20 protein-coding genes are annotated in these 17,414 nt (G+C 74.2%); 13 read left to right on the plus strand and 7 right to left on the minus strand.

Annotation, left to right across the window (positions count from 1 at the left end; translation table 11 throughout):
- The first annotated feature begins 134 nt into the window (after positions 1–134).
- On the plus strand, positions 135–593 hold the full coding sequence (locus tag V6U81_RS04050) for an SRPBCC family protein (RefSeq protein WP_334484535.1): 459 nt from the start codon (positions 135–137) through the stop codon (positions 591–593).
- A gap of 91 nt (positions 594–684) precedes the next feature.
- Complete coding sequence (locus V6U81_RS04055; protein WP_334484538.1) at positions 685–1,452, plus strand: polyprenol monophosphomannose synthase; 768 nt, start codon at positions 685–687, stop codon at positions 1,450–1,452.
- Positions 1,453–1,479: 27 nt separating this feature from the next.
- Here the strand turns inward: V6U81_RS04055 and V6U81_RS04060 are convergent, their stop codons facing one another.
- Positions 1,480–3,084, minus strand: coding sequence for a phytoene desaturase family protein (locus V6U81_RS04060; protein ID WP_334484541.1), 1,605 nt, complete (start codon positions 3,082–3,084; stop codon positions 1,480–1,482).
- A 72-nt stretch (positions 3,085–3,156) separates the two neighbouring features.
- Between V6U81_RS04060 and V6U81_RS04065 the strand changes: the two genes are divergently transcribed.
- Positions 3,157–4,590, plus strand: a complete 1,434-nt coding sequence (locus tag V6U81_RS04065; protein ID WP_334484544.1) for an aldehyde dehydrogenase family protein — start codon at positions 3,157–3,159, stop codon at positions 4,588–4,590.
- A 78-nt stretch (positions 4,591–4,668) separates the two neighbouring features.
- Here V6U81_RS04065 and V6U81_RS04070 read toward each other — a convergent pair whose 3' ends face one another.
- On the minus strand, positions 4,669–5,073 hold the full coding sequence (locus V6U81_RS04070) for a ChaB family protein (RefSeq protein WP_334484547.1): 405 nt from the start codon (positions 5,071–5,073) through the stop codon (positions 4,669–4,671).
- Between the two features lie 157 nt (positions 5,074–5,230).
- Between V6U81_RS04070 and V6U81_RS04075 the strand changes: the two genes are divergently transcribed.
- From V6U81_RS04075 to V6U81_RS04090, 4 genes are all read left to right on the plus strand, one after another.
- Entirely contained in the window at positions 5,231–6,211 is a 981-nt protein-coding gene (locus tag V6U81_RS04075; RefSeq protein WP_334484550.1) for a YihY/virulence factor BrkB family protein, read from the plus strand.
- 53 nt (positions 6,212–6,264) lie between these two features.
- On the plus strand, positions 6,265–6,681 hold the full coding sequence (locus tag V6U81_RS04080) for a DUF2795 domain-containing protein (protein WP_334484553.1): 417 nt from the start codon (positions 6,265–6,267) through the stop codon (positions 6,679–6,681).
- Positions 6,682–6,733: 52 nt separating this feature from the next.
- Positions 6,734–7,195, plus strand: coding sequence for an SRPBCC family protein (locus tag V6U81_RS04085; RefSeq protein WP_334484556.1), 462 nt, complete (start codon positions 6,734–6,736; stop codon positions 7,193–7,195).
- 144 nt (positions 7,196–7,339) lie between these two features.
- Positions 7,340–7,600: a hypothetical protein gene (locus tag V6U81_RS04090; RefSeq protein WP_334484559.1), complete on the plus strand. Its 261-nt coding sequence runs from the start codon at positions 7,340–7,342 to the stop codon at positions 7,598–7,600.
- Between the two features lie 85 nt (positions 7,601–7,685).
- Here the strand turns inward: V6U81_RS04090 and V6U81_RS04095 are convergent, their stop codons facing one another.
- Complete coding sequence (locus tag V6U81_RS04095; RefSeq protein WP_334484562.1) at positions 7,686–8,909, minus strand: MFS transporter; 1,224 nt, start codon at positions 8,907–8,909, stop codon at positions 7,686–7,688.
- Between the two features lie 160 nt (positions 8,910–9,069).
- On the opposite strand from V6U81_RS04095, the gene V6U81_RS04100 reads away from it, so the two are divergent.
- Complete coding sequence (locus V6U81_RS04100) at positions 9,070–9,279, plus strand: hypothetical protein (RefSeq protein WP_334484565.1); 210 nt, start codon at positions 9,070–9,072, stop codon at positions 9,277–9,279.
- On the opposite strand, the gene V6U81_RS04105 is transcribed toward V6U81_RS04100, so the two are convergent.
- Positions 9,276–9,725 carry a hypothetical protein gene (locus V6U81_RS04105; protein WP_334484568.1) on the minus strand — a complete coding sequence of 150 codons (450 nt, stop codon included), beginning with the start codon at positions 9,723–9,725 and terminating at the stop codon, positions 9,276–9,278. The genes V6U81_RS04100 and V6U81_RS04105 overlap by 4 nt on opposite strands.
- A 165-nt stretch (positions 9,726–9,890) precedes the next feature.
- Here V6U81_RS04105 and V6U81_RS04110 point away from each other — a divergent pair, with 165 nt between their 5' ends.
- Positions 9,891–10,259 (plus strand): DUF6401 family natural product biosynthesis protein, encoded by a 369-nt coding sequence (locus tag V6U81_RS04110; RefSeq protein ID WP_334484571.1) that lies wholly within the window; start codon positions 9,891–9,893, stop codon positions 10,257–10,259.
- A gap of 54 nt (positions 10,260–10,313) precedes the next feature.
- Here the strand turns inward: V6U81_RS04110 and V6U81_RS04115 are convergent, their stop codons facing one another.
- Positions 10,314–11,183, minus strand: coding sequence for a mechanosensitive ion channel family protein (locus V6U81_RS04115; protein ID WP_334484574.1), 870 nt, complete (start codon positions 11,181–11,183; stop codon positions 10,314–10,316).
- Between the two features lie 200 nt (positions 11,184–11,383).
- Here V6U81_RS04115 and V6U81_RS04120 point away from each other — a divergent pair, with 200 nt between their 5' ends.
- From V6U81_RS04120 to V6U81_RS04130, 3 genes are all read left to right on the plus strand, one after another.
- Positions 11,384–13,510: an ATP-binding SpoIIE family protein phosphatase gene (locus V6U81_RS04120; protein WP_334484577.1), complete on the plus strand. Its 2,127-nt coding sequence runs from the start codon at positions 11,384–11,386 to the stop codon at positions 13,508–13,510.
- A 40-nt stretch (positions 13,511–13,550) separates the two neighbouring features.
- Positions 13,551–14,264 (plus strand): HAD family hydrolase, encoded by a 714-nt coding sequence (locus V6U81_RS04125; RefSeq protein ID WP_334484579.1) that lies wholly within the window; start codon positions 13,551–13,553, stop codon positions 14,262–14,264.
- Positions 14,265–14,333: 69 nt separating this feature from the next.
- A complete protein-coding gene (locus V6U81_RS04130) occupies positions 14,334–15,614 on the plus strand; it encodes a cation:proton antiporter (protein ID WP_334484582.1) in 1,281 nt (426 codons plus the stop codon).
- Here the strand turns inward: V6U81_RS04130 and V6U81_RS04135 are convergent.
- Positions 15,611–16,573, minus strand: coding sequence for an NAD(P)/FAD-dependent oxidoreductase (locus V6U81_RS04135; RefSeq protein WP_334484794.1), 963 nt, complete (start codon positions 16,571–16,573; stop codon positions 15,611–15,613). The two genes, V6U81_RS04130 and V6U81_RS04135, sit on opposite strands and share 4 nt — an antisense overlap.
- A 101-nt stretch (positions 16,574–16,674) precedes the next feature.
- On the opposite strand from V6U81_RS04135, the gene V6U81_RS04140 reads away from it, so the two are divergent.
- Complete coding sequence (locus tag V6U81_RS04140; RefSeq protein ID WP_334484584.1) at positions 16,675–16,890, plus strand: DUF3072 domain-containing protein; 216 nt, start codon at positions 16,675–16,677, stop codon at positions 16,888–16,890.
- 4 nt (positions 16,891–16,894) lie between these two features.
- Here the strand turns inward: V6U81_RS04140 and V6U81_RS04145 are convergent, their stop codons facing one another.
- Entirely contained in the window at positions 16,895–17,395 is a 501-nt protein-coding gene (locus tag V6U81_RS04145; RefSeq protein ID WP_334484587.1) for a metallophosphoesterase family protein, read from the minus strand.
- Between the last annotated feature and the right edge of the window lie 19 nt (positions 17,396–17,414).

Consider the following 17,414-nt stretch of genomic DNA (forward strand, 5'->3'; position numbering starts at 1 on the left):
GTAAACATCATCTACCCGGCGGTACGGCTCATCGCCGCCGGCCGGGCACGGGTCGCCGCTGCGGCCTTACCCGTCGTCCCGGAGAAGCTAACGCGGACGGTTAACCACCCGGTCGGGAGGGGTACAGAACCCCGGTGGCGATTGTGGAGAAAGTGATAGATGCGCCCCCGGAGCAGGTCTTCGACGTGCTCGCCGACGGGTGGACGTACAGCGACTGGGTGGTCGGCACCGTGCACGTGCGCGACGTCGACGACGACTGGCCCAGGGTCGGCACCCAGCTGCACCACAAGGCGGGACCCTGGCCGTTCTCGCTCCAGGACGCCTCCACCGTGCTGGAGTGCGAGCCGCCCCGCCGGCTGGTGCTCAAGGCCGGGCTCTGGCCGGCCGGCGAGGCGATCGTGGTGTTCACGCTGGAGCCGGTGGGCGACGGTGCCACCCGGGTGCGGATCGGGGAGGACTTCGCCGCCGGCCCGCTGCGCTGGATCCGCACCAAGGTCAACGATCTGGTGCTGCACCAGCGCAACAAGGAGACGCTGAGCCGGCTCTCCGACATCGCCACCCGACAGAAGGCGGACGAGAGCGCCAATGGGTGACCTGATCGTCACCGGGAACCTCGCCGGGAGCCGGAAACGGGCACTGGCTACCCTAAGTAAGAAAGCTGTCGGCCGACTGAGGATGTCCGTGATGATCGAACCCGTGGAGCTGCCCTCGCCGTGGCGGGACGCGCGCCTGACCGTCGTGGTCCCCACCTACAACGAGGCGGGCAACCTCCCGGCGCTGGTCGAGCGGCTTCTCGCCCTGCCGCTGCCCGGCCTGAAGGTCCTCGTCGCCGACGACAACTCGCCGGACGGCACGGGCGAGGCGGCGGACAAGCTGGCCATCGAGTACCCGGACCGGGTGCAGGTGGCGCACCGGGCCGGCAAGGAGGGCCTGGGCCGGGCGTACGTGGACGGGATCACCCGGGCGCTCGACGGTGGCGCGGACTACGTCGCCCAGATGGACGCCGACCTGTCGCACCCGCCGGAGGCCCTGCCCGGCATGCTCGGCGCGCTGCTCTCCACCCAGGCCGGCGTGGTGATCGGCTCCCGCTACGTGCCGGGTGGGCAGCTGGACGAGAACTGGCCGCTCTACCGTCGCGCGCTCAGCGGCTGGGCCAATCTCTACGTGCACACGCTGCTGCGGGTCCGCATCCGCGACCTGACCGCGGGCTTCAAGATCTGGCGGGCCGACGCGCTGCGCGACATCGGCCTGGAGCGGGTCCAGTCGAACGGCTACAGCTTCCAGGTGGAGATGCACTACCTCGCCACCAAGCTGGGGCACACCATCCTGGAGGTGCCGATCCGCTTCGAGGAGCGCCGCGACGGCGTCTCGAAGATGACCACCGCCACCAAGGTGGAGAGCGCGCTCATGCCGTTCAAGCTGCGGACCCGGCACCGCAACCTGGAGCGCTGACCGCGCCCCGGCCGGGTGGCCGGGGTCTCAGCGGTAGACCGCCCGGTGGGCGGCGTCGATCACCCCGGCGTACAGGCCGCCGGTGAGCGCGCGGTCGCGGGCCAGCGCCGCCCGGGCCGCGTTCGCCCCGGGCGCGCCGTGCACGCCGCCGCCCGGGTGGGCCGAGGAGCTGGCCAGGAAGAGCCGGTCCACCGGGGTGTCCGCGCGGCCCAGGCCGGGGATCGGGCGCAGGAAGAGCTGCTGGTACGCCGCGGCCGTGCCGCCGCCCAGCGCCCCGCCCACCAGGCTCGGGTCGCCGTCCTCCAGGTCGGCCGGCCCGGCCACGTGCCGCCCGACGATCAGGCTGCGGAAGCCGGGGGCGGCCGCCTCCAGCACCTCCTCCATCCGCTCCACGTGCCCGGTCAGGTCCTCCGACCGCCACTGCGGCCGGAACGGCAGATGGGTGTACGACCAGAGCGACTCGGTGCCCGGTGGCGAGTGCGTCGGGTCGGCCGTCGTCATCTGCCCGACCAGCAGGAACGGGTCCCGGGGCACCTCGCCCCGGGCCAGCTCGCCGGCGTACGTGGTGAGGCCGTTGAGGTCCGCGCCGAGGTGCACGGTGCCGGCGGTGGCCACCGCCCGGTTCGTCCACGGCACCGGTCCGGAGAGCGCCCAGTCGACCTTGAGGGTGGAGCCGTCCCACTTGAAGTGGGCGAGGTCCTCCACCAGTCGCGGGGGCAGGTGGGCGGCGCCGACCAGGTCGAGGTAGAGCGCGGGGGCGGGCACGTCGGCCAGCACCGCCCGGCGGGCCCGCCAGGTGGCCCCGCCGAGGGTGCGTACCCCCATCGCCCGGCCCCGGGCGGTGAGCACCCGGTCGACCCGGGCGCCGTAGGAGATCCGGCCGCCCCGCTCGACGAGGCGGGCGACCAGCGCGTCGGTGATCTTCTGGGCGCCGCCGACCGGCACCGGCCAGCCGACCTGCTGGCCGAGCATGGCCAGCAGCCAGCCGTACACACCGGAGCCGGCCTCCTCCGGGGAGAGGTCGGTGTGCAGGGCGCAGCCGGCCAGCAGCGCCGGCCCGCCCTCGCCGTCGAAGAGCTCGTCGCCGAGCTTGCGGACCGGGACGACCAGCCGGCGGGCCAGGCGCAGCGCGCCGCCGACCCGCAGCCGGCGCAGCAGGGTCAGCCCGCCGCGGACCGGCGGGAACGGCCGGGTGATGCTGTCGAGCATCGGCTCGGCCACCTCGCGCCAGTCGGCGTACGCGTGCCGCCAGCGGTCGCCGTCGCCGGGCGCGAACGCCTCCAGCGACTCGGCGGTGCGGTCCAGGTCCCGGTTGATCACGGCGGCCCGCCCGTCGGGCAGCAGGTGGGCGAGCACGTCGGGGGCGTGGGTCCACGTCAGGCCGTACCGGGTCAGGTCGAGGTCGCGCAGCACCGGGGAGGCGTACCCGAGGGGGTAGAAGGAGCTGTAGAGGTCGCTGAGGTAGCCGGGTGCGGTCACCTCGGCGGAGCGCACCGCGCCGCCGGGTGCGGCGGTGGCCTCCAGCACCAGGACGTCCCAGCCGGCGTCGGCGAGCAGGTTCGCGGCCACCAGTCCGTTGTGCCCGGCGCCGATGACGACGGCGTCCGCGCTTTCCGTGCCGGTCGTGATCACCCGATCCGCCTACCCGGCCAGCAACCGGGCGAAACGCGTTTGCCTCGCCGGGCCCGGGGCATCCCCGTCCGCATGTACAGGGTTGAACAGCTCATCGGTGGAGTGTGGGGCGCGGGCGGCGAGGGTGGTGAGCTGACCGTGCACGACCCGGCGGACGGCTCGCCGGTCAGCACCGTGCCGGTGGCGACGGCGGACGAGGCGGCCAAGGCGGTGGAGGCCGCCCGGGGGGTGGTCGCCGAGTGGGCGGCGACGCCCGCCGGGGAGCGGGCGGCGGCGCTGCACCGGGCGGCGGACGCCCTGGCGGCGGCGGCCGACGAGCTGGCCGCGGCGACGACGGCGGAGATGGGTAAGCCCCTGGGCGACGCCCGGGGCGGCGTCGAGGCGGGCATCGGCACGCTGCGCCAGTACGCCGAGCTGGGCCCGCTGCGCGGTGGCCGGACGCTGCACGGCGGGGCGGACGCGATCGACTTCATGGCCCCGGAGCCGCGCGGCGTGGTCGCCGCGATCACCCCGTGGAACGACCCGGTGGCGGTCTCCTGCGGCCTGCTCGGCGCGGCCCTGGTGACCGGGAACGTGGTGCTCTACAAGCCGAGCGAGCGGACCCCGGCGACCGGTTGGCTGCTGGCGAAGATCCTCGCCGGCGCGCTGCCGCCCGGGGTGCTCTCCCTGCTGACCGGCGGCGCCGAGGTGGGCGCGGCGCTGGCCGCGCAGCAGGTGGACGTGGTCGCCCATGTGGGCTCGACCGCCACCGGCCGGGCGATCGCCGCGGCCTGCGCCCGGACCGGCGCGAAGGGGCTGCTGGAGAACGGCGGCAGCGATCCGCTGATCGTCGACGCCGGGGTGGATCCGGTCTGGGCGGCCGATCAGGCGGCGGTCGGGGCGTTCGCCAACGCCGGGCAGATCTGCGTCGCGGTGGAGCGGATCTACGTACATCGGGACGTGGCCGAGGACTTCGTCGACGCGCTGGTCGAGCGGGCCGGCGCGCTGACCGTCGGGCCGGGGCGGGATCCGGCCACGGAGCTGGGCCCGCTGGTGGACCGGCGGCACCGCGACCACGTGCACGGGCAGGTGACCGCGGCGGTGGCCGAGGGGGCGACGCTGCGCGCCGGCGGGGTGCTGCCGGAGGGTTCGGGTGCGTTCTATCCGGCGACGGTGGTGACCGACTGCCGGCAGGAGATGGCGCTGGTCCGGGAGGAGACGTTCGGCCCGGTCGCGGCGGTGGTGGTGGTCGACTCGTTCAGCGAGGCGCTGCGCTGCGCCGCCGACTCTCCGTACGGGCTGGCCGGCACGGTGCTCACCGCATCGATGAGCCACGCCCAGCGGGCCTGGCGGGAGCTGCCGGTCGGCACCGTGAAGATCAACGCGGTCTTCGGCGGCGCGCCGGGCGGTGCCGCGCAGCCGCGCCGCGGGAGCGGCCAGGGCTTCGGCTACGGCCCCGAACTGCTCGACGAGTTCAGCACCGTGAAGACGGTCCACCTGGAGGCCCCCGGCGGCGGCCACTGGTGAGCACGCCCTGAGCCCACCCGTACCCGGAAAGAGTGGCTGTCCCGCGCGGGACAGCCACTCTTTCGGGGAAAGTGCGCGTCAGCGGCCGCCGCGCGCCTGGCGGGTGGCGTTGTTGTTGGCCTTCTCGATGGCCTTGACCAGTTCCGGCTTGGTCATCCGGGACCGGCCCGGCACGTCCAGTTTCCGGGCCACCTCCATCAGGTGGTCCTTCGGGGCGTTGGCGTCCACCCCGCCGGCCGTGGGGGCCCGCCGGGCGGGACCGCCGCCCTCGGCCTGGCGGTCGCTGGGACCCTTGCGACCCTTGGGCTCCCAGTGGTCGCCGACCTTCTCGTACTCGTGCTTGACCGCGGCGAACGCGGTGCGGTGCGCCCGCTCCCCCTCGCCGTAGGTCTCCACCGCCGAGTCGTGCGTCTTCTCCCAGGTGCGCTGCGCCTTCTCCGGGGAGCGCCGCAGCGTGCTGGGCAAAACCTCGCGCCCGGGCATCTCGTCCTCCTCCGCGTCTGGTCCGTCGTCCTAGACCGTTCCCCCGGGTCCCACCGGCAAACTCCACGGTCGGGTTTGTCGATTTCCGGCACCGGGTACCGGCGGGGCCAGGCGAAGCCGGCTGGTGCGGCCGGCCGCCTGGGTGACGGGAGCGGGCATGGCAGCGACGACGGAGCCGGCCGCGGTTGCCGGCGGTGAGAAGGCGCGCCTGCCTCGCCGGGTACGCCAGCTGAGCTGGTCCACCTGGCGCGGGGCGCTGGTACGCAGCGGGCAGAACTTCCTCAAGGACAACTGCGCGGACTGGGCGGCGGCGCTGACCTACTACGGGGTGCTGGCGCTCTTCCCGTCCACGGTCGTCGTGGTGGCCCTGGTGGGGCTGGTCTCCGACGGGGAGCGCACCGTGGACACGGTGCTCGACCTGGCCCGGCAGATGGGCGCCGGCTCGGTGGTCGCCAACGAGGGTTTCGTCTCCGTGGTCCGAACCGTGGTCGACCAGCAGAGCGGGGCGAAGGTGCTGCTCAGCTTCGGTCTGCTCGGCGCGCTCTGGTCCGCCTCGGGGTTCATCGGCGCGTTCAGCCGGGCCTCCAACGCGATCTACGGAGTGCAGGAGGGGCGCCCGTTCTACAAGCTGCGCCCGTTGCAGGTCGGCATGGCCGGGCTGAGCCTGCTGCTGCTCGCCGTGGTGGCCTTCGGCCTGATCGTCAGCGGCCCGGTCACCGACGCGGTGGGCGACCTGGTCGGCGCGGGCGGGCTGGCCCGCACGGTGTGGAGCGTGGCGAAGTGGCCGGTGCTCGCGCTGGTGATGATGACGCTGCTGTCGCTGTTGTTCTGGATCGCCCCGAACGTCCAACAGCCGAGGTTCCGCTGGCTGACTCCGGGTGGGGCGGTGGCCCTGCTCTCCTGGGTGATCGCCTCGTTCGGCTTCGGCCTGTACGTGGCCAACTTCGGCTCGTACGACGTCACCTACGGCAGCCTGGGGGCGGTCATCGCCTTCCTGGTCTGGCTCTACCTCTCCAACTGCGCGCTGCTGTTCGGGGTCCAGATCAACGCGGAGCTCCAGCGGGGCCGGGTGCTCCAGACCGGCGCGGAGGACCCGGGCGAGCCGGTGCTCCCGCCGAAGACCGCCGCCGGTTCGTGACCGGGTGCCGGGTTCGGCGTTTCCGCCCGGTCCCGGCGGGTAGCACAGAAGGCATGGAACGTGGCAGCAGCAAACACGGACCGAGGATCGACGAGAACATGAGCCAGGAGGTCAGCGGCCTCGTACAGGGGCCGGGGGCCGCCGGCTCACGGGTCGAGGAGTCCCGCCAGCCGGAACCGGCCGGCGAGGACCAGCCGGAGCCGAAGACGGTGACGGCCGGCGCGTCCCGCGGCGGCAACCCACAGGGGATGAGCGCCGACGATGTCGAGGGGCGCAGCCGACTCGGCCGGTTCATCACCATGACGGCCCTGCCCGGTGACCGCGAGGCGCTGCTGGCCAACGCCCGGGAGAACCAGGCGCCCGCCGACATCATCGCCGCGCTGGAGCGGCTACCCGACGGCACGCGGTACCAGACGATTTCCGAGGTGTGGGCCGCGCTCGGGCACACGAACGAGACGACGCGCTGGTGACCGGATCGAGCCACGATTCGGACCATCACCGGCGGATGGAGGAGGACCTTTCATGAGTGGCGTTATCGAGCACGTCGACGTGTCCGTCCCGATCCGGACGGTCTACGACCAGTGGACCCAGTTCGAGGAGTTCCCCCACTTCATGGAGGGGGTGCAGGAGGTCCGGCAGCTGTCGGACAGGATGACCCACTGGACGGTGGAGATCGCCGGCGTCAAGCGCGAGTTCGACGCCGAGATCACCGAGCAGCTGCCCGACGAGCGGGTGGCGTGGAAGTCCACCGGGGGTACCCAGCAGGCCGGTGTGGTCACCTTCCACCGCCTCGACGAGGGCAACACCCGGGTCACCCTCCAGATGGACTTCGAGCCGCACGGGGTGGTCGAGAAGGCCGGCGACAAGCTGGGCGTGGTCGACCGGCGCGCCAAGGGCGACCTGGAGCGGTTCAAGCAGTTCATCGAGCGGCGCGGTCAGGAGACCGGCGCCTGGCGTGGCGAGGTGGCCCGCCCCCAGCCCTGATCCACTCCCCCGCACCACACGTGCACCGATGGCCGCCGGTAATCCGGCGGCCATCGCCGTGTCCACGGCCGGCGCCGCCCGGCCCGATGTCAGGGCCACGCGGGGTGGCCGTTTGCGATCACCGGGCCCGGGTACCGCGATGGGATGACGGACAACGACGACCACGTGTGGCGGGACGAGCAGAAGACCCCGCTGGAGGAGTTGGAGCGGGCGATCGCCCGGTCGACCATCGACGGGCAGGCCGACGACGCCACCGGCAACGACGCGGGCGAGGAGGCCGCCTTCGGGCACGGCCCCGAGGCCGTCGACCGGGGCGCCGCGCCCGAGGGCGAGCGGCGGGAGATGACCGACCCGGAGCGGGCGTACCGTCCGTCCACCACCGGACGGACCGGCCCCGACGTGTGAGCCGCTCACCGCGGCATGGCCGGCCGCGCGAGCGACCATGGCTGCCCGAGGCGGACGGCCGAGCGAGACCGGGTTCGGCCGGCGCTCAGCCGCCCGCCGTCGCCCGGCGGGCGGCGAGGTGCAGGGCCAGCAGGGCCGCCGCCAGCACCGTCAGGACCGGGCCGAGCACGGCCACCGAGGTGGCGCCGATCAGCACGCCCAGCCCGCCCGGGATGAGCGCCGCGCCCAGGCCTGCGGCGCCGATCTGGACGCCGATGACCCGGTCCGCGTGGGCCGCGCCGACCCGCTCGGCGGTGGTCAGGGTGAGCAGCGGGAAGACCGGCGCGGCGGCGAACCCGACCAGGAACAGGCCGGCGACGGTCACCACGGCGGGAGCGGGCAGGGCAATCAGCGCGGCGCCGACCACCATGCCCGCCAGGCTGCCCCGCAGCACCCGGTCGGTGCCCAGCCGCTCGGCGACGAAGCCCTGCACCACCCGCCCCACGAAGAGGCTCCCCCAGTACCCGGAGACGCAGAGACCGGCGGTCGCCGCGGCCACCCCACGCCCCTCGGTGAGCAGCAGGAACGCGAAGAGCCCGGTGCCGATCTCGATCGCCACGTAGAGGGCGAAGGCGAGCGCGCCGAGCCACACCGCCGGCAGCCGCAGTGTCTCGCGGACCGGCGCGGCGACGACCGGGCCGCCGGCCGCGAGCCCGGCGGAGGCGGGTCCGCCGGCGACGGGCTCCCCGGGTACGTCCGGCGCCGGTGACCGGTCCCGCCAGGCGCGTACGGTCAGCGCGAACGCGGCGGCCAGGGCGAGCTGGGCGGCGGCGGTGAGGCCGTACGCCCAGCGCCAGCTCAGTCCGGCAGCCAGGGCGGTCGTCATGACCAGCGGCCCGATCGCCACGCCGAGGCCGAAGAAGGCGTGCATCCAGTTCATGTGCCGTGGCCCGAAGGCCCCCGCCGCGTACGCGTTGAGCCCGGAGTCGATCGCGCCGGAGCCGAGGCCGAGCACCAGGGCGCAGCCGACCATCAGGGTCAGCCCGGGCGCCGAGGCGTAGCCGGTGAGCGCCAGGCTGGCCAGCAGGGTGCTCCCGGCGAGCAGGCGCCCGACGCCGAGCCGGGCCAGGGTGAAGCCGGCCAGCACGCTGGACGTCAGGTAGCCGGCGGTGCCGGCGGTGAGGATCAGGCCGATCGCGCCGGTCGGCACGGCGAAGTCGGCGCGGATGGACGGCCAGCCGACCCCGATCAGCCCGTCGGGGAGGCCGAGGCTGACGAACGCGAGATAGGCGAGCAGGAGCAGCGAGGCGCGGGGCCGGGGGGCGGACACGGCCAGTCATCCTGCCTCATCGGCAAATACGGATTACGTCGCAGTCGCTTCCCCCGAAAAGGTAAAAAGCAACGTCCGAACGGGCAGCAATCCAGACAGGCCATCCAGAATCCGCCGTTCGGCTGACGGCAATCGGGGGTCCCCGCGCAAGACTTTCGGGATGCAACAGGGCTCCGGCATCCTCACCCCACGTCAGCGCCGCCTGGCCTGGCTCGGCTTCCTGCTCGCCGCGCTCCAGGCCCCGGTCTCCGCCAGGTTCGCCGCCGATGACTCGTGGCTGTTCAGCCTCTGCGTCGCGCTCATGGTGGCCACCGTGATCATCGCCGACGACACCAGCCGGCGTCGGCCGGCCGAAGCCTCGGGCGACTAGCGCTCGCTGTCCGGCCGGGCCTCGTGGCCGGGCCGGCCCGGGGTCCGTCGCTGCTCCTTCATCTCCGCCTCGTACAGGTGCCGTCGCCCGTCGACCAGCTTGTCCCGGGCGTCCCGGTCCAGCTCGCGGAAGAACCCGTAGTAGTTGTCGTCGAAGTCCTCGACGATCTGGAAGGTCCAGCGCCCCGCGATCACGTTACGGCCGAGCAGGTCGGTGTCGATCCGATCGGCGAGGTCGTGGTGACCGGCCGCCCGGAACTGCGCGACCGCGTCGTCGAGCATCAGGTCGGCGTGCCCGATCAGCTGGTGCAGTGAGTAGAGGTGCCCGCGCGCCCGCTCCACCGTCTCCAGCGCCTCGCTGAGCTTGCCGAGCGCGGCCACCGTCTCGTCGCTCACCCCGGCGGGCCGGCGGTGCCGCTGGTCGGGGCCGTCCGCGTGCTGTCCCATTCGTCCCTCCACGCTGCCAGGTGCGCCCGTACGCGCGCGGTTCTCCTTCTGCCCAGCCAGGACCGGGTCAATCCCGCCGGACGGGGCCGGCCGACGGGAGGGGGACCCGGTACCGGCCGAGCGGACGAGGCCGCGGAACCCTACCGGTGATTAACCTCGGTCCCCATGCGTGTGCCGTACTCCCAGGTCGCGACCCGGACCGCCGCGAGCGCTGCGCGGTCCACCCTCGCCCTGCTCACCGCCACCGTCGGCGCCGCCGGCCTCGCCGCGGCAGCCGTTCGCCCGGGCCTGCTCGCCATGGTCGACCAGCACGCCGCGGCGGTCCGTGACAGCCTCGACGGCGACCGGCGACCGCTCACCCCGGCGGCCCTCGCCGGCTACGTCGAGGGGCTCCGCGAGGCGGCCCGGGAGCACGGCCTGCTCCCGCCCGCCGGCGCGGTCGACTGGACCGAGCCCGACTGGCTGCTCACCCGGCTGCTGGCGGTCTGCGCGTTGGCCCGCACGCTCGACCCGCGCCACCTCGAACCGGCCTGACACGACGGGAGGGCGCCCGCGCGCGCGGACACCCTCCCTGCGGTACGCCCCGGGTCAGCTGCCCGGACTGCGGAACTGCTGGGTCTCGTCGACGTTGCCGGACTGGTACGTGCCCCGGCCGGCCATCGGGCGGGCCTCCTCGCCGCGCGGCATGGCCTGCGTCCGCTCGCCGGTCCGGTCGGCCATCTGGCGGTTCATGTCGCCCTGCCCGGCCGCCCGCGCGCGACGGTGCTCCTGGACGGCCCGCGACTCCTCCGCCGCGCGGTCGAGCCAGCCGTCCCAGCGGCTCTGCATCGGCTTCACCAGACCACCGCCGACGCCGACGATCAGGATGCCGGCGACCGTGGCGAGCACGGCGATCAGCACCGGGGTGGTCACCGTCGTGGCGATGCCCACCTGGTTCAGCGCCGCGATCACACCGAGCGCCAGGATGAACACGGCCACCACGTCGGCCAGCACCTTGCCGTACGACAGGCCGCCCAGGGCGCCGGTGACGAGCTCCCGGACCGCGTTGGCGATGGCGGCCGCGATGACCACGATGACGATCGCCACGAAGGCCCGTGGCAGCCACGCCACCACCCCGCGGATCAGGTCACTGATCGCGTTGGGACCCCACACCCCGAACGCGAACTGCAACGTGAACAGCAGGACGGCGTAGTACGCGAGCTTGGCCAGGATGTCACTGGCGTCGTACTTCGTGCGTTCCAGCGCACGTTTGATGCCACCGCGTTCGACCGCGCGGTCGAACCCCACCCGTTCCAGTACCGTGTCCACGATCTTCAGGACCGCTCGGGCGATCAGCCAACCGACCACGAGGATGGCGATGAACGCGATGGCCCGCGGGATGAAGAGCAGGACCGACCTCCACATGTCGGCCACGGCGTCGCCGATGTCGGCCTGCCTGACCGCGAGGGTTTTCGGCATGATGTCCCTCCTGTCCTATGGACTGCGCCGCCCGCTTACCCCTTCGATCCGGTAGCACGCCGCGACGACCCTCGACAATTTCCCGACATCGCCCGCGAAAGCTCCCCTGACCAGGCCATATGCCCCGCGCACCGACCCCTCGCACCCCGTCGGGGGGCATGATCGGATCGTCCGCCGCGGGCTCCGGCTAGGCTGCGGGCATGCCAGGCACGGTCGGGCGAGTCCCCACGTCACCAGCCGCCGCTCCCGGACCGGCCCCGGTCTCGCAGGTGGCCGCAGCCGTGCTCGCCCACCCGTGGGCGGACACGCCGCTCGGCCCGCCGCAGGAATGGGACCCGGCGGTCCGCAGCATCGTGGACGTGCTCCTCTCCTCGCCGGTGCCGATGGCGCTCTACTACGGCGACGACTTCCTGATGATCTACAACCAGGCCTACTCCGAGGTGATCGGCGACCGACACCCCGCCGCGATCGGTCGGCCCGCCCCCGAGGTCTACGCCGACCTGTGGCACACCCCGGGGGTCGGTGACGTCATCGAGCGCGCCTACCGGCGCGGCGAGTCCTTCCTCCAGCGCGAGTCGGTGCTGCCGGTGGACCGGCACCTCGCCACCACCGGGGACCACGCCGTCTTCACCCGCGGCCACTCCCCCGTGCGGGACAGCGCCGGCCGGGTCGTGGGCGTGCTCACCGTCGCCGCGCAGACCACCCAGCTGACCCAGCAGTTGCAGAGCCTCAGCGACTTCGCCGCCGCGCTCTCCGGCACGCTCACCCTGGACGACGTGGCCCGGGTGACCCTGCGCTACGCGCTGCACTCCTTCGACGCCGACCGGGTGAGCTTCTCGGTCGACGACGGCCCGGCCTGGCGGACGGTCCGGCGGGTCCGCGGCGAGTTGCTCGACGAGGCGGACGAGCGGCTGCCGCCGCTGTGGCGTCGCGCCACCGCCGACTCTCCCGGGCCCGTGGTGGTGACCGCCCGCAGCGGCGTGCCGCACTTCACCGCCGACGGCCAGCCGCTGCGGGACAGCGCGGTGGACCGGCACGACCAGAAGATCAGGGCGCTGGCCGCGCTGCCGCTGCGCTCCTCGGTGATCCGGGGCGGGCTCGCCGTCGCCTACCAGACCCCGCACGTCTGGTCGGCGGCGGAACGGGCGCTGCTCGCCGCCTCCGCCGAGCTGGTCGGCCAGGCCGCCGAACGGGCCCGCCGGTTCGAGACCCAGCACGGCACCGCCCAGCTGCTGCAACGCAGCATGCTGCCCGAGCAGTTGCCGGCGCTGCCCCGGCTGCGCATCGCCGCCCGGTACGACCCGGGGGTCGACGGCAACGCCGCCGGTGGGGACTTCTACGACGCCTTCCTGCTGCCCACCGGCGGTCTCGGCGTGGTCCTCGGCGACGTGGCCGGCCACGACGTGCAGGCCGCCGCCCGGATGGGGCAGGTCCGCGCGGCGCTGCGCGCCCTGGCGCTGACCGACCCGCGCCCGGACGCCGTGCTCGCCGGCCTGGACCGGCTGGTGGCCAGCCTCGGCACCGAGACCGGCACCCAGGAGCTCTTCGTCACCGTGGTCTTCGGCGTGGTCGACGCCGACCGGGAGCAGATCACCCTGGCCAGCGCGGGCCACCCGCCACCGCTGATCCGGCGCTGCGCCCCCGACGGCACGGTCAGCGCCTCGTACCTGCCGGTGTCGGCGGCCGCCCCGCTCGGCCTGGGCTGCCGGCCCCGCACCACCACCGTGCCGTTCCGCCCGGGCGACACCCTGCTGATGTTCAGCGACGGGGTCGTCGAGCGGCGGCGGCAGAGCCTGTCGGTGGGGCTGGACGGCCTGGTCGCGGCGGTGGCCGACGCCGCGAGCGGCGACCCGCGGGCGCTCTGCGCCGTGGCCAGCGCGGCGGTCCCCGGCGCCACCGAGGACGACGTGGCGGTGCTGGCGGTCGAGCACGCGCTCAAGCCGAGCCGCTCGGCAAGCATGGAGATGCCCGCCGAGCCGACCGCCCCCAGCCGGGTACGGCACTGGATGACCGGGCAGCTCACCCAGTGGCGGGTGCCCGAGGCGGTGATCGGGGCGGCGGTGCTGTGCACCAGCGAGCTGACCACCAACGCCCTGCTGCACGCCGGCACGGCGGCGCGGGTGGTGATCGACCTGAGCGCGGAGCGGCTGCTGGTCTCGGTCGCCGACTCCGGCACCCGGGGGGCGGTGACCCGCCCCCAGACGGAGACCCTCAGCAGCCGGGGCCGCGGCCTCGGCCTGATCGAACAGCTCAGCGACGCGTGGGGCACCGATCCCACCGTCCGCGGCTCGACGGTCTGGTTCGAGATCCTCATCCCGACCGATTGACGGGTGCGTCGGCGCGCCCCGGAAGGGGTAGGAGGACGCCATGAGCGGCGAACTCCCCACCGGCGTCCTCTTCGACGTCGACGGCACCCTGGTCGACACCACGTACCTGCACACGGTCAGCTGGTGGGAGGCGCTGCGACAGGCCGACCACCGGGTGCCGATGGCGCACATCCACCGGTCCATCGGCATGGGCTCGGACAAGCTCCTCGACCACCTGCTCGGGCCGGAGCGGAACCGGGCCGCCGACGGCCGGCTCCGGGAGGCCCACGACGGCTTCTTCGGCGAGTACTGGGAGCGGCTGGTGCCGCTGCCGGGGGCGGCCGACCTGCTGCGGGCGTGCGCCGCCTCGGGGCTGCGGGTGGTGCTGGCCACCTCGGCCGCCGAACACGAGATCACGGCGCTGCGGGCGGCGCTGGACGCGGACGACGTGATCGACACCGTCACCTCGTCGGCGGACGCCGAGGAGAGCAAGCCCGCACCGGACATCCTGGTCGCCGCCCTGGAGCAGTCCGGGCTCGACGCCCGGCGGGTGGTCTTCGTCGGCGACGCGGTCTGGGACGTCGCGGCCGCCGGCCAGCTCGACATTCCCTGCGTGGGGCTGACCTGCGGCGGGACCAGCCGGGGCGAGCTGGCCGGCGCGGGCGCGGTGGCCGTCTACGAGGACCCGGCCGACCTGCTGGCCCGGCTCGCCGACTCCCCGCTCGCCGGAAGGGGACGTACGTCACGCCGGGACAAGACGCACGGCGACGCTTAGCCTCCGGCACCACGGGGCACAGTCCCCCACCTCGCCCGCGGTCGTGGTCGAGGCGTGAGAGGTGGTGCCGTGGAGCCGGTCGACGTCGCGTTCGCCCTGGTCGGGGTGGGAGCCCTGCTCGCCGGGATCCTGCCCAGGGTGCTGGAGCGCCGCCCGCTGTCGATGCCGATAGCCTTCCTCGGCCTGGGCATGCTGGTCTTCCTGCTCCCCACCGGGCTGCCGACGCCGGACCCACTGGCGTACCCCGAGGTGACCACCCACCTGACCGAGATCGGCGTGATCGTCGCGCTGATGGGCGCCGGGCTCAAGATCGACCGGCCGCTGAGCTGGCGCCGCTGGGCGTCGACCTGGCGGCTGTTGGCCATCGCCATGCCGCTCTGCATCGCCGCGGTGGCGCTGCTCGGCTGGTGGTGGGCCGGGCTGGTGCCGGCCGCCGCGCTGCTGCTGGGCGCGGCGCTGGCCCCGACGGACCCGGTGCTCGCCGCCGACGTGCAGGTCGGCGAGCCGACCGACGTGGAGGACTCCGAGGACGAGGTGCGCTTCGCCCTCACCTCCGAGGCCGGCCTGAACGACGGGCTGGCCTTCCCGTTCGTCTACGCGGCCATCGCCATCGCCAGCACCAGCCTCGCCCCCGCCGACTGGCTCGCCGACTGGTTCACCGTCGACGTGCTCTACAAGCTCGCCGTCGGGGTCGGCGGCGGTCTGCTGATCGGCTGGCTGCTCGGCAGGCTCTTCTTCCGCGCCCCCAGCGAGCTGCGGCTGGCCCGGCACGCCGAGGGTTTCCTCGCGCTGGCCGCGACCTTCCTGGCGTACGGGCTGGTGGAGGTCGTCGGCGGGTACGGCTTCCTGGCCGTCTTCGTGGCCGCCCGGGCGATCCGGGCCGCGGAGCGTACCCACGAGTACCACACCGTGCTGCACGACTTCGCCGAGCAGATCGAGCGGCTGCTGACCGTGCTGCTGCTGCTGCTCTTCGGCGGCGCGGTGATCGGCGGGCTGCTGACCCCGCTGACCTGGCAGGCCGCGGCGGTCGGGCTGGCGCTGGTCTTCGTCCTGCGACCGCTGTTCGGCTGGCTGTCGCTGCGCGGCGCGCCGGGCCGGCCGGCCGAGCACTGGGTCATCTCGCTCTTCGGCATCCGGGGGGTCGGCTCGCTCTACTACCTGGCGTACGCCACCACGAAGACGGACTTCCCCCAGGCCGAACTGGTCTGGGCCACGGTCGGCCTGGTGGTGATCGTCTCGGTGGTGGTGCACGGGGTCGCCGCCACGCCGGTCATGCAGCTGCTCGACCGCAGCGGCGAACGCACCACCGACGCCCCCGACCGGGAAGCCACCCCCGCCGGCGCCCGCTAGCTCGACGAGGGTGGGGCGGCGGCGTGCAGCTGGGCGGCGAGGGCGCGGCCGAGGTCGTGGCCGGAGCGCCAGGCGCTCTGCACGCGGGGCTTGCCGAAGGCGTCGCCGGCGAGGCCGACCCGGTCGGCGTCGAGGTGACAGGTGCCGTCGCGGCCGGGGGCGGCCGGCTTGGCGTACGTCCAGCGGTGCACGTGGGTCAGCTCGGCCGGCTCGGGCAGGCCGAGCAGGTCACGGACCGCGCCCTCGATCGCCGGGCCGGCGGCGGTGGGCTGCGCCAGGTGCCCGGCGGCGAACTCAGCGGTGGTGTGCGCCACCAGCACCGGGGCGGCGTCGCCGCGCCGGTCGCCGTCGTCGCAGACCAGCGCCAGCACCGGGTGGTCGTTGACGAAGGCGCCCCGGAAGTCGGGCCACCGTCGGGACGGAAAGCGCAGCACGGCGGCGAGGGTGGGCGACCAGCGCTGCTCCCCGGCGGCGCGGCTGGCCCCCTCCAGCGCCGGGTCGAGCAGCAGCGCCGCCTGCGGGCCGGGCATGCACAACGCCACGGCCGCGCAGCGTCGACCGTCCACCACCGGCCCGGGCTCGACCGTCATGACCAGCCGGTCCACCGTCACCGGCAGCTCCCGGGCCAACTCCTCGACCAGCGAGCGCAGGCCGCGGGGGGCGGCCCAACGCGTCGGACCGGGCACTTCCCGCCGGCCGTCCGGGCCGTACGCGACGAAGGTGTCGGTCCACTCCCGGACCAGCCCGGCCGCCTGCCACCGCCGCACCACCTCGACGAAGTCGGGGTCGTCCGCGGTGAAGTACGCGGCGCCGAGGTCCGCGGGCCGGCCGTCGAAGCGTTTGCTGGCCATCCGGCCGCCGGCCACCCGGCCGCGTTCGCGGATCTCCACCGGCACGCCGGCCCGGACCAGTTCGCTCGCGCACGCCACCCCGGCGATGCCGGCTCCCACCACGATCACACCCGAATCCACCCGGTGATCGTAGGTGCCGCGGGCCGGCGCGGCATGAAGGACCGACACCCGGGGTAGTGGTACACCTGTTCGAAGAAAGGGTGATCATCATGACGGACCGCAACCGGCAGCAGCCCGACCCGCAGGGCGCGATCAAGGACCCGGACGACTGGGTGACCGGCGAGGAGCCGCCGACCGCCGCCCAGGAGTCGTACCTGCACACGCTGGCCCGGGAGGCCGGCGAGGAGGTGCCGGACGACCTCACCAAGGCCGAGGCGTCCCGGCGGATCGACGAGCTCCAGGAGGAGACCGGCCGGGGCCGGTGACCTCTCACCGCGGGGGCAGGCGGTGCAGCTCGACGTCCTCGAGCCGCCCCGCCGCCACTCGCGCGGTCAGGAACGTCGCGTACGGCTGGGTCCGCCGGTCGGTCGGCGACCCGGGGTTGAGCAGCCGCAGCCCGCCCGGGGCGACGCTGTCCCAGGGGATGTGCGAGTGCCCGAAGACGAGCAGGTCGCGATCGCCGAAGGCGGCGGCGCAGCGCTCCTCGCGGCGGGTCTTCGGGCCGGTCTCGTGGACCACCGCCACCCGCAGGCCGTCGAGCTCCACCCGGGCGACCTCGGGCAGGCGGGCGCGCAGCTCCGGGCCGTCGTTGTTGCCGTACACCCCGACCAGCCGCCGGCTCCGGGCCTCGACGGCGTCCAGCAGCGCCACGTCGACCCAGTCCCCGGCGTGCAGCACCACGTCGGCGGCCTCGATCGCCGCCCAGACGGGCGCGGGCAGGTCCCGCGCCCGCTTCGGCACGTGGCTGTCGGCGATCATGGTCAGCCGCATGAGGTCATCCTGCCCCGTG

It is taken from the genome of Micromonospora lacuserhaii, from assembly GCF_036902735.1.
In the GTDB taxonomy this organism is placed as follows: domain Bacteria; phylum Actinomycetota; class Actinomycetes; order Mycobacteriales; family Micromonosporaceae; genus Micromonospora.

Excerpts from the sequence above, each read along its gene's own strand:
- V6U81_RS04055 (WP_334484538.1), top strand. The coding sequence starts at position 685 with ATGATCGAACCCGTGGAGCTGCCCTCGCCGTGGCGGGACGCGCGCCTG.
- V6U81_RS04065 (WP_334484544.1), top strand. The coding sequence starts at position 3,157 with ATGTACAGGGTTGAACAGCTCATCGGTGGAGTGTGGGGCGCGGGCGGC.
- V6U81_RS04070 (WP_334484547.1), bottom strand. The coding sequence starts at position 5,073 with ATGCCCGGGCGCGAGGTTTTGCCCAGCACGCTGCGGCGCTCCCCGGAG.
- V6U81_RS04075 (WP_334484550.1), top strand. The coding sequence starts at position 5,231 with ATGGCAGCGACGACGGAGCCGGCCGCGGTTGCCGGCGGTGAGAAGGCG.
- V6U81_RS04080 (WP_334484553.1), top strand. The coding sequence starts at position 6,265 with ATGGAACGTGGCAGCAGCAAACACGGACCGAGGATCGACGAGAACATG.
- V6U81_RS04085 (WP_334484556.1), top strand. The coding sequence starts at position 6,734 with ATGAGTGGCGTTATCGAGCACGTCGACGTGTCCGTCCCGATCCGGACG.
- V6U81_RS04090 (WP_334484559.1), top strand. The coding sequence starts at position 7,340 with ATGACGGACAACGACGACCACGTGTGGCGGGACGAGCAGAAGACCCCG.
- V6U81_RS04100 (WP_334484565.1), top strand. The coding sequence starts at position 9,070 with ATGCAACAGGGCTCCGGCATCCTCACCCCACGTCAGCGCCGCCTGGCC.
- V6U81_RS04105 (WP_334484568.1), bottom strand. The coding sequence starts at position 9,725 with ATGGGACAGCACGCGGACGGCCCCGACCAGCGGCACCGCCGGCCCGCC.
- V6U81_RS04110 (WP_334484571.1), top strand. The coding sequence starts at position 9,891 with ATGCGTGTGCCGTACTCCCAGGTCGCGACCCGGACCGCCGCGAGCGCT.
- V6U81_RS04115 (WP_334484574.1), bottom strand. The coding sequence starts at position 11,183 with ATGCCGAAAACCCTCGCGGTCAGGCAGGCCGACATCGGCGACGCCGTG.
- V6U81_RS04120 (WP_334484577.1), top strand. The coding sequence starts at position 11,384 with ATGCCAGGCACGGTCGGGCGAGTCCCCACGTCACCAGCCGCCGCTCCC.
- V6U81_RS04125 (WP_334484579.1), top strand. The coding sequence starts at position 13,551 with ATGAGCGGCGAACTCCCCACCGGCGTCCTCTTCGACGTCGACGGCACC.
- V6U81_RS04140 (WP_334484584.1), top strand. The coding sequence starts at position 16,675 with ATGACGGACCGCAACCGGCAGCAGCCCGACCCGCAGGGCGCGATCAAG.
- V6U81_RS04145 (WP_334484587.1), bottom strand. The coding sequence starts at position 17,395 with ATGCGGCTGACCATGATCGCCGACAGCCACGTGCCGAAGCGGGCGCGG.